This is a genomic window from Pseudomonas sp. TH49 (assembly GCF_016650625.1).
GTDB classification, from domain to species: Bacteria; Pseudomonadota; Gammaproteobacteria; order Pseudomonadales; family Pseudomonadaceae; genus Aquipseudomonas; species Aquipseudomonas fluorescens_H.
Genome location: NZ_JAEKFL010000001.1, coordinates 2,279,834 through 2,288,880, shown reverse-complemented (window position 1 = coordinate 2,288,880; position 9,047 = coordinate 2,279,834). Strand labels below are relative to the sequence as shown.

8 protein-coding genes are annotated in these 9,047 nt (G+C 60.8%); 6 read left to right on the top strand and 2 right to left on the bottom strand.

Annotation, left to right across the window (positions count from 1 at the left end; all coding sequences use genetic code 11):
• The first annotated feature begins 10 nt into the window (after positions 1 to 10).
• The 5 genes from JFU48_RS10415 (at position 11) to JFU48_RS10395 (ending at position 3,874) form a co-directional block, all read left to right on the top strand.
• Positions 11 to 709, top strand: coding sequence for a PspA/IM30 family protein (locus JFU48_RS10415; protein WP_103483879.1), 699 nt, complete (start codon positions 11 to 13; stop codon positions 707 to 709).
• Positions 710 to 918: 209 nt separating this feature from the next.
• Positions 919 to 1,569 (top strand): DUF2491 family protein, encoded by a 651-nt coding sequence (locus JFU48_RS10410; protein ID WP_003228702.1) that lies wholly within the window; start codon positions 919 to 921, stop codon positions 1,567 to 1,569.
• A gap of 15 nt (positions 1,570 to 1,584) precedes the next feature.
• A complete protein-coding gene (locus tag JFU48_RS10405; protein ID WP_003228704.1) occupies positions 1,585 to 2,010 on the top strand; it encodes a DUF350 domain-containing protein in 426 nt (141 codons plus the stop codon).
• 17 nt (positions 2,011 to 2,027) lie between these two features.
• Positions 2,028 to 2,714 carry a DUF1190 domain-containing protein gene (locus JFU48_RS10400; RefSeq protein WP_103522055.1) on the top strand — a complete coding sequence of 229 codons (687 nt, stop codon included), beginning with the start codon at positions 2,028 to 2,030 and terminating at the stop codon, positions 2,712 to 2,714.
• A 2-nt stretch (positions 2,715 to 2,716) separates the two neighbouring features.
• A complete protein-coding gene (locus JFU48_RS10395) occupies positions 2,717 to 3,874 on the top strand; it encodes a glutathionylspermidine synthase family protein (RefSeq protein ID WP_201136444.1) in 1,158 nt (385 codons plus the stop codon).
• Between the two features lie 199 nt (positions 3,875 to 4,073).
• Here JFU48_RS10395 and JFU48_RS10390 read toward each other — a convergent pair whose 3' ends face one another.
• Positions 4,074 to 4,592, bottom strand: a complete 519-nt coding sequence (locus JFU48_RS10390) for a single-stranded DNA-binding protein (protein ID WP_003228709.1) — start codon at positions 4,590 to 4,592, stop codon at positions 4,074 to 4,076.
• Positions 4,593 to 4,601: 9 nt separating this feature from the next.
• Positions 4,602 to 5,999 carry an MFS transporter gene (locus JFU48_RS10385; protein ID WP_003228711.1) on the bottom strand — a complete coding sequence of 466 codons (1,398 nt, stop codon included), beginning with the start codon at positions 5,997 to 5,999 and terminating at the stop codon, positions 4,602 to 4,604.
• A gap of 191 nt (positions 6,000 to 6,190) precedes the next feature.
• On the opposite strand from JFU48_RS10385, the gene uvrA reads away from it, so the two are divergent.
• Positions 6,191 to 9,025 carry an excinuclease ABC subunit UvrA gene (uvrA, locus tag JFU48_RS10380; protein WP_003228713.1) on the top strand — a complete coding sequence of 945 codons (2,835 nt, stop codon included), beginning with the start codon at positions 6,191 to 6,193 and terminating at the stop codon, positions 9,023 to 9,025.
• The last annotated feature ends 22 nt before the right edge of the window (positions 9,026 to 9,047 follow it).

The window sequence follows — 9,047 nt, the reverse complement described above, 5'->3', positions numbered from 1 at the left end:
GGAATATCCAATGACTCAGTCCATCTGGAGCAAGTTGTTCACCGCTCTGCGCGGCGGCGCCAATGAAGTCGGCGAAGCGATCGTCGACCAACAGGCCCTGCGCATCCTCGACCAGGAAATCCGCGACGCCGACACCGCGCTGTCCAACGCCCGCCGCGAGCTGGTCACCATCATGGCCAAGCACAAGCTGGCCGCCGACCGCGTGAGCGAGTACGACGCGAAGATCAAGGATCTGGAAGCCAAGGCTGTTTCCGCGCTGAACGCCGGCCGCGAAGACCTGGCGATGGAAGTGGCCGAAGCGATTTCGACCCTGACCAACGATCTGACCGCCGAGAAAGCCCAGAGCGACGAGTTCGGCACCTATGCCGAAAACATGCGCAAGGACATCAGCAAGGCCGAGTCGCGAATCAAGAGCCTGCGCCAGCAGGTGGACATGGCCAAGGCCCGTGAAAGCGTGCAGAAGGCGCAGGTCAGCGCATCCATCGCCAGCGGTGGCGCCAACGGCAAACTGGAAACCGCGGTCGGCACCCTGAACCGTCTGCAGGCCAAGCAACAGCAACGCGCCGCCGAGCTGAGTGCCGCCGATGAGCTGGCTGACGCTTCGACCGGCAACGACCTGGAACGCAAACTGCGCGACGCCGGCATCACGCCGAACGAAGGCAGCGCCAATGCGATTCTTGAGCGTCTGAAGCAGAAGTCCACGCAGTAACCCCGCGATAAAAAACCTGTGGGAGCGGGCTTGCTCGCGAATACGCTGTATCAGTGAACAATTTGCTAGCTGACATACCGTATTCGCGAGCAAGCCCGCTCCCACATGGTTTGTGCTGTGCAAATGACTCTGCTCGTTCGTCGCCCGGCCCGGTACACTAGCGGCGCTTTTTACGACGCACACCTCCACCCGCCTCAAGGAATGTACCCATGGGATGGTTCAAAGATTTGCTGGGCACCAGCAACTGGCAGTCCGCTGCGCCAACGCCAACCGTTGCCAGTGGCCCACTCGGGATGGCGCAAGGCAAGGCTGTCAGATTCGATTCGACCCTCGCCCTGCTGCTCGACGGCTCGACGTCAGTGCGAGTGCCATTCGATCAGGCAATCTGGAGCGCCGGCTGGGTCGACCTCGGCCAATCCAACAAACTGCACCGCTATTACATGAATGACGAGGATTTCTGGCTACAGATCCACGTCACCGGTGACGACCAGATCGAGTCGGTCACCCTGTTCAACTACCTCAGTTACGTGACCGTCAACAGTGACGCCGAACTGCAGCGCCTCGCCGGCCCCGCCAGCCCGATCGGCCTGCCGACCTACACCCACGACGGCGTCCAGTACAGCCGCGAATGGGGCACCGAGCAGGGCCAGACCGAACTGGTGCCGCTGACCGAACACGTGATCAACCCGGACGAGTCCTACACCATCGAACACCACTCGATGCTCTACGCCCGCGAGACCGGCCTGACCGATCGCCGCGAGCTGCTGCTGTTCTCCGTCGAACAGGACGAGGAAGGCACCGTCAGCCTGAGCACCTCGCTGGGCATTTCGCTGTACACGACTGATTTGAGCACCATTTAAAAAAGGAAGTTTTCCATGCTGGAAGTGCTGGCCGTTTCCCTGAACAAGACCGCGCTGGTCGGTTTCGTCGTCTACCTGCTCGGCGCCGTGCTGTTGTTCATGCTGTTTCAGTTCGTCTACACCCGCATCACGCCACACAAAGAGTTCGAGCTGATTCGCTCCGGCAACATCGCCGCCGCCATTGCCCTCGCGGGGGCGATCATCGGTTTCGCGATTCCGGCCAGCAATGTGATCGCGTTTTCGGTCAACGTCCTCGATTTCGTGCTGTGGGCAGTGATTGCGGCCGTGGTGCAACTGCTGGCCTTCCTCGCCACAGGGCTGGTGCTCAAAGGCACGTCCCAGCGCATCGCCAACGGTGAAATCGCTTCCGGTATCTACGTGGCCGCGGTGGCCATCAGCGTCGGCATGCTCAACGCCGCGTGCATGACCCCGTCCAACTGATCGGCAGGAAGCCTTCGATGAAACGCAGCAAGTACGTTCAACTGTCTCTCGCCGCTTCGGTGGCGCTGGCGATTTCCGGCGAGGTTGCCGCGCAGGATCAGCAACGCTTTCAAACTGTCGAGGAGTGCGTCGGCGCCGAAGTGGCCGCCGATGTCTGCTCGAACGCCTATGTCGCGGCATTGACCGAGCACCGACGCATTGCACCGGCCTACGACGACAAAGCCAAGTGCGACGCAGACTTTGCCGCCGACTGGTGCCAGAAAAACTCCGACGGTCGCTTCGTGCCGAAGCTCGGCGGTTTCAAGGTGCCACAGAGCGGTGAGGCGCCGCAGGACCTGAATGCAATTGCCAATGCGCAGATGCCTGCCGGTGAAACCGCCGCTGCGCAGAATGCGCAAAGCACCTCCCACTCTTCCGGTTCCGGTGGTGCAGGTAACGGCTGGCTCACAGGCTGGTTGATCGGCAATGCGATGAGCAACAACGCCAACCGCACGGTCTATCGCGACCGCGATACCCGCCAGACCTACAACACCTCGGCGCAGTACCGCAAAATCGAATCGGCGCCGGCAACTCGCACCGACACCCGCTACGACAACTCCCGAAGCAAACCGGTCAACGTCGCTTCGTCGACATCCCGCGGCGGTTTCGGCAGCCAATCTTCCGCCCGCAGCGGTTGGGGCGGCTGGGGCAGTTCGAGCAGCTGACCATGAAGAAGATCCACTGCGCCGAGCGCCCCGACTGGAAACAGACGGCCGAAAGCCTCGGCTTTCTGTTCCACACCATCGATGACGAACCGTACTGGGACGAAAGCGCCTACTACCAGTTCACGCTCGCGCAGATTGAAAACGATCTGGAGGATCCGACCACCGAACTGCACGAGATGTGCATGGACCTGGTCGATCGCGTGGTGCATAGCGAAGAGTTGCTGGATCGCCTGAGCATCCCGGCGCCGTACTACGACATGATCCGCACGTCCTGGCTGGAAGGTCATCCGCATCTGTACGGGCGCATGGACTTTTCATACAGCGGCAACGGCCCGGCGAAGCTGCTGGAGCTCAACTACGACACGCCGACCAGCCTCTATGAGGCGGCGGCGTTTCAGTGGGGCTGGCTGGAACAGTGCATCGAGCGCGGGATGCTGCCGCGTCACGCCGACCAGTTCAACAGCATCGACACCAAGTTGCATCAGGCCTTTGCCGAATTGCAGCTCAAGCGGCCGTTCTACTTTGCCTCGATGAAAGACTCGGTCGAAGACAAGGGCACCACCGATTACCTGCGCCTGATCGCGGAAAAAGTCGGCATCGAATCCCGGCATATCGACATCGAAGACATCGGCCTGACCGCCGAGGGTCGCTTCGTCGATCTGCAAGATCGCTGGATCCCGCACCTGTTCAAACTGCACGCCTGGGAATTCATCTTCCACGAGCCGTTCGGTGCTGCAATTGCCGACAGCGATACGCAGTTCTTTGAGCCGGCGTGGAAATCGATCCTGTCGAACAAAGGCGCGCTGCCTTTGCTGTGGGAGCTGCACAAGGGGCATCCGAATCTGCTTGCGGCGCACCTTGATCCGAATCCGACCCGTGCGGTGCCCAAGGGATGGGTACGCAAACCGTACTTCTCCCGCGAAGGTGCCAACATCGAACTGCAAACGGCGGAAGGTCTGATCGTCAAAGAGGACGGGCCCTACACCGACGCGCCCTTCATCCTGCAGGAATTTGCGCCATTACCGAAGTTCGATGACAGCTACACCCTGATCGGCTCGTGGGTGATTGGTGATCAAGCGGCTGGGATTGGTGTGCGCGAAGACAACAGTCTGATCACCAAGGATTCGAGCCGGTTTCTGCCGCACCTGATCCTCGACTGAGGCATACATCCGCACCTGTGGGAGCGGGCTTGCTCGCAAAAGCGGACTGCCATTCAACAAATGCTTTGACTGACCCGACGCCTTCGCGAGCAAGCCCGCTCCCACAGGAGATCAGTGCTAATCGCGGACCTTGCGCCACAAAAAAGGCCCGTCGTGTTGAACGACGGGCCTTTTTATTCAGCGCGGATGCAGCATCGAATCAGAACGGAATGTCGTCATCGAAGCTGTCGAAATCCGGAGCCGGTTGCGGTGCAGCCTGCTGTGGAGCCGGGGCTGAACGCTGTTGTGGAGCCGACTGCTGCGGGCGTGGAGCCTGTTGACGTGGCGCCTGCTGCTGGTAGTTGTTGCCACCGCCTTGTTGATCGCCCTGTTGAGGACGGCCGCCGAGCAGTTGCATGGTGCCTTGCATGTCGACCACGATTTCAGTGGTGTAACGCTTGATACCGTCTTTTTCCCACTCGCGGGTCTGCAGCTTGCCTTCGATGTACACCTGTGAACCTTTACGCAGGTATTCGCCGGCGATTTCGGCAACCTTGCCGAACATCGAAACACGGTGCCACTCGGTCTTTTCGACCTTCTGACCGGTTTGCTTGTCGGTCCATTGTTCGCTGGTTGCCAGACTCAGGTTGGTCACGGCGTTACCGTTAGGCAGGTAGCGAACTTCGGGATCCTGGCCGCAAGTGCCGACCAATATGACTTTGTTAACCCCACGGGCCATAACGTTCTCCTAGGCTTCGCAAGCAGCCTCGGCCGGGTTGTTCACCAGGCGTTCGAGGGTGTCGCGATCCACTAATTCTTTGTCCAGTTTGATGTAAACAGCCGCTTCATCAGCAACTATCACTGCATCTGTTACCCCTACGAGGGCCTTGAGGCGCTCGACCAGACCCGCTTCGCGGATCGCCTCGGGCGACAACGGCAAGCGCAGGCTCGTCACGTAGGGAGGTTCGCGCATGGTAACAGCAAAGGCCAGCCAGATGGCAGCCAGACCGGCACATCCAAGGAACACAACCGACAGACCGCCATGCTGAAACAGCCAGCCGCCGAGTATCCCGCCGAGTGCCGAACCGAGGAACTGGCTGGTGGAATACACGCCCATGGCCGTGCCCTTCCCGCCTGCCGGTGAAACCTTGCTGATCAGCGACGGCAACGAAGCTTCCAGCAGATTGAACGCGGTGAAGAACACCACCGTGCCGATCACCAGGGCCCGCAAGCTGTCACCGAACTGCCAGAAGAATAGCTCAGTGAGCATCAACGTCAGGACGGCACCGAGCAAAATTCGTTTCATTTTGCGTTTTTTCTCGCCGTAGATGATGAACGGGATCATGGCGAAGAAAGAGATCAGTAGCGCAGTGAGATAAACCCACCAGTGCTGCTCCTTGGGCAACCCGGCCTTTTCCACCAGTGCCAGCGGCAGGGCGACGAAGCTCGACATCAACATCGCGTGCAACACAAAAATGCCCAGATCCAGGCGCAGCAGATCCGGATGTTTGAGCGTCGGCATCAAGGCCTGACGCGCCACGCCGGATTCACGATGGCTCAACGGCCCGGTGGATTTCGGCACCATGAACATCACGATGACGATCCCGAACAGGGCCATGCCGCCCGTCGCGAGGAACAGCCCGGACAGGCCGAATGCGCGGGTCAGCAGCGGCCCGACCACCATGGCCACGGCGAACGACAGGCCGATGGTCATGCCGATCATCGCCATGGCTTTGGTGCGGTGTTGTTCACGGGTCAGGTCGGAGAGCAGGGCCATCACCGCAGCAGAAATCGCCCCGGCACCCTGCAAGATGCGCCCGGCGATCACGCCCCAGATCGAATCGGCCTGGGCCGCCAGCACACTGCCGAGGGCGAACACCACCAGCCCGAGGAAAATCACCGGACGCCGGCCGATGCGGTCGGAAATGATCCCGAAGGGAATCTGGAAAATCGCCTGGGTCAGGCCGTAAGCGCCAATCGCCAGCCCGATCAGGGCCGGGGTCGCTCCCGCCAGGTCCATGCCGTAGGTCGCCAGTACCGGCAACACCATGAACATGCCAAGCATACGGAAGGCGAACACCAGGGCCAGACCGCTCGCTGCGCGGGTCTCGCTGCCACTCATGCGTTCGCTGTGGGGATCGTGCATGGAAAAACCTCGTGTGAACCGGCGGCGATTCTACCAGTCCCATCGAAAGACGGGGTATATCGCGACGCTATGACGCGTATAGATGAAACTCTCTTCATGCAAGGTAAAAAACCCTTCGTTTGATAGTGTGCATCCATCCAGTATTTGCCCGTATACTCCTACGTTTTCGACGCCCGCCGAGCGAGGCCACTTTGGACAAGATCCTGATACGTGGGGCCCGTACCCACAACCTGAAGAACATCGACCTGACCCTGCCACGGGACAAACTGATCGTCATCACCGGCCTGTCCGGATCCGGCAAGTCGTCCCTGGCCTTCGACACGCTGTACGCCGAAGGTCAGCGCCGCTATGTCGAATCCCTGTCGGCCTACGCCCGGCAGTTCCTGTCGATGATGGAAAAACCCGACGTCGACACCATTGAAGGTTTGTCGCCGGCGATCTCCATCGAACAGAAGTCGACCTCGCACAACCCGCGTTCCACGGTCGGCACCATCACCGAAATCTACGACTACCTGCGTCTGCTCTATGCACGCGTAGGTACGCCGCGCTGCCCCGATCACGACATTCCGCTGGAAGCGCAGACCGTCAGCCAGATGGTCGACCTGGTGCTGGCCCAGCCGGAAGGCAGCAAACTGATGTTGCTGGCCCCGGTGATCCGCGAGCGCAAGGGCGAACACTTGTCGGTGTTCGAAGAACTGCGCGCCCAAGGCTTCGTCCGCGCCCGGGTCAACGGCCGGATCTGCGAGCTCGACGAACTGCCGAAACTGGACAAGCAGAAGAAGCACTCGATCGATGTGATCGTCGACCGGTTCAAGGTACGTGCCGACCTGCAGCAGCGTCTGGCCGAATCCTTCGAAACCGCACTGAAGCTGGCGGACGGCATTGCCCTGGTTGCGCCGATGGACGACGAGCCGGGTGAAGAGATGATCTTCTCCGCGCGCTTTGCCTGCCCGATCTGCGGGCATGCCATCAGCGAGCTGGAGCCGAAGCTGTTCTCCTTCAACAACCCGGCCGGCGCCTGCCCGACCTGCGATGGTCTGGGCGTGAAGCAGTTCTTCGACATCAAGCGCCTGGTCAATGGTGAACTGACTCTCGCCGAGGGCGCGATTCGCGGTTGGGACAGGCGCAACGTCTATTACTTCCAGATGCTCGGCTCGCTGGCTTCGCATTACAAGTTCAGCCTGGAGAAGCCGTTCAACGAGCTGACCGCCGAACAGCAGAAACACATTCTGCATGGCAGCGGCTCACAGAATGTCGACTTCAAATATCTGAACGATCGCGGCGACATCGTCAAACGTTCGCACCCGTTCGAAGGCATCGTGCCGAACCTTGAGCGTCGCTACCGCGAAACCGAATCGGCCAGCGTGCGTGAAGAACTGGCCAAGTTCCTCAGCACCCAAGCCTGCCCGGATTGCCGCGGCACTCGTCTGCGCCGCGAGGCGCGGCACGTGTGGGTTGGCGAGAAAACCCTGCCGGCAGTGACCAACCTGCCGATTGGCGATGCCTGCGAATACTTCGGCGAGCTGAAGATGACCGGCCGTCGCGGCGAAATCGCCGACAAGATCCTCAAGGAAATCCGCGAGCGTCTGCAGTTCCTGGTCAACGTCGGCCTCGACTATCTGTCGCTGGATCGTAGCGCCGACACCCTGTCCGGTGGCGAGGCGCAGCGCATTCGTCTGGCGAGCCAGATCGGCGCCGGTCTGGTCGGGGTGCTGTACATCCTCGACGAACCGTCCATTGGTCTGCACCAGCGCGATAACGACCGTTTGCTCGGCACCCTCAAGCACTTGCGCGACATCGGCAACACGGTGATCGTGGTCGAGCACGACGAAGACGCGATTCGTCTGGCTGACTATGTGGTGGATATCGGCCCGGGCGCCGGGGTGCACGGCGGGCAGATCGTGGCTGAAGGTACGCCGGCCGAAGTCATGGCGCACCCGGATTCCCTGACCGGTAAATATCTGTCGGGCCGGGTGAAGATCGAAGTGCCGGCCAAACGCACGCCGCGTAACAAGAAGCTGACGCTATCGCTCAAGGGCGCGCGCGGCAACAACCTGCGCAACGTCGACCTCGAAATCCCGATCGGCCTGCTGACCTGCGTGACCGGCGTTTCCGGCTCGGGCAAATCGACGCTGATCAACAACACGCTGTTCCCGTTGAGCGCTACTGCACTTAATGGTGCGACCACGCTGGAAGCGGCCGCGCACGACAGCATCAAAGGCCTGGAACATCTCGACAAAGTCGTCGACATTGACCAAAGCCCGATCGGCCGTACGCCGCGCTCCAATCCGGCCACCTACACCGGGCTGTTCACGCCAATCCGCGAACTGTTCGCCGGCGTGCCCGAGTCACGCTCCCGAGGTTACGGCCCGGGGCGTTTCTCGTTCAACGTCAAGGGCGGTCGCTGCGAGGCGTGCCAGGGCGACGGCTTGATCAAAGTGGAAATGCACTTCCTGCCGGACATCTACGTGCCCTGCGATGTGTGCAAGAGCAAACGCTACAACCGCGAAACCCTTGAGATCAAATACAAGGGCAAGAGCATCCACGAAACCCTCGAGATGACCATCGAGGAAGCCCGGGAGTTCTTCGACGCGGTACCGGCGCTGGCGCGCAAGCTGCAGACGTTGATGGATGTGGGCCTGTCGTACATCAAACTCGGGCAGTCGGCGACCACGCTGTCCGGTGGTGAAGCGCAACGGGTCAAGCTGTCACGCGAGCTGTCCAAGCGCGACACCGGCAAGACCCTGTATATCCTCGATGAGCCGACCACCGGCCTGCACTTCGCCGATATCCAGCAGTTGCTCGACGTGCTGCATCGCTTGCGCGACCACGGCAATACCGTGGTGGTGATCGAACACAACCTGGACGTCATCAAGACTGCCGACTGGTTGGTGGACCTAGGGCCGGAGGGCGGCTCCAAGGGTGGGCAGATCATCGCCACCGGCACGCCTGAGGAAGTGGCCGAGATGAAGCAGTCTCACACGGGTCATTACCTCAAGCCGTTGTTGATTCGCGACCGGGCTTAAAAGCCAGGAACGAAAAAGCCCC

Coding starts and splice junctions, on each gene's coding strand:
- JFU48_RS10410 (WP_003228702.1), top strand. CDS start 919: ATGGGATGGTTCAAAGATTTGCTGGGCACCAGCAACTGGCAGTCCGCT.
- JFU48_RS10385 (WP_003228711.1), bottom strand. CDS start 5,999: ATGCACGATCCCCACAGCGAACGCATGAGTGGCAGCGAGACCCGCGCA.
- JFU48_RS10415 (WP_103483879.1), top strand. CDS start 11: ATGACTCAGTCCATCTGGAGCAAGTTGTTCACCGCTCTGCGCGGCGGC.
- JFU48_RS10390 (WP_003228709.1), bottom strand. CDS start 4,592: ATGGCCCGTGGGGTTAACAAAGTCATATTGGTCGGCACTTGCGGCCAG.
- JFU48_RS10395 (WP_201136444.1), top strand. CDS start 2,717: ATGAAGAAGATCCACTGCGCCGAGCGCCCCGACTGGAAACAGACGGCC.
- JFU48_RS10405 (WP_003228704.1), top strand. CDS start 1,585: ATGCTGGAAGTGCTGGCCGTTTCCCTGAACAAGACCGCGCTGGTCGGT.
- JFU48_RS10400 (WP_103522055.1), top strand. CDS start 2,028: ATGAAACGCAGCAAGTACGTTCAACTGTCTCTCGCCGCTTCGGTGGCG.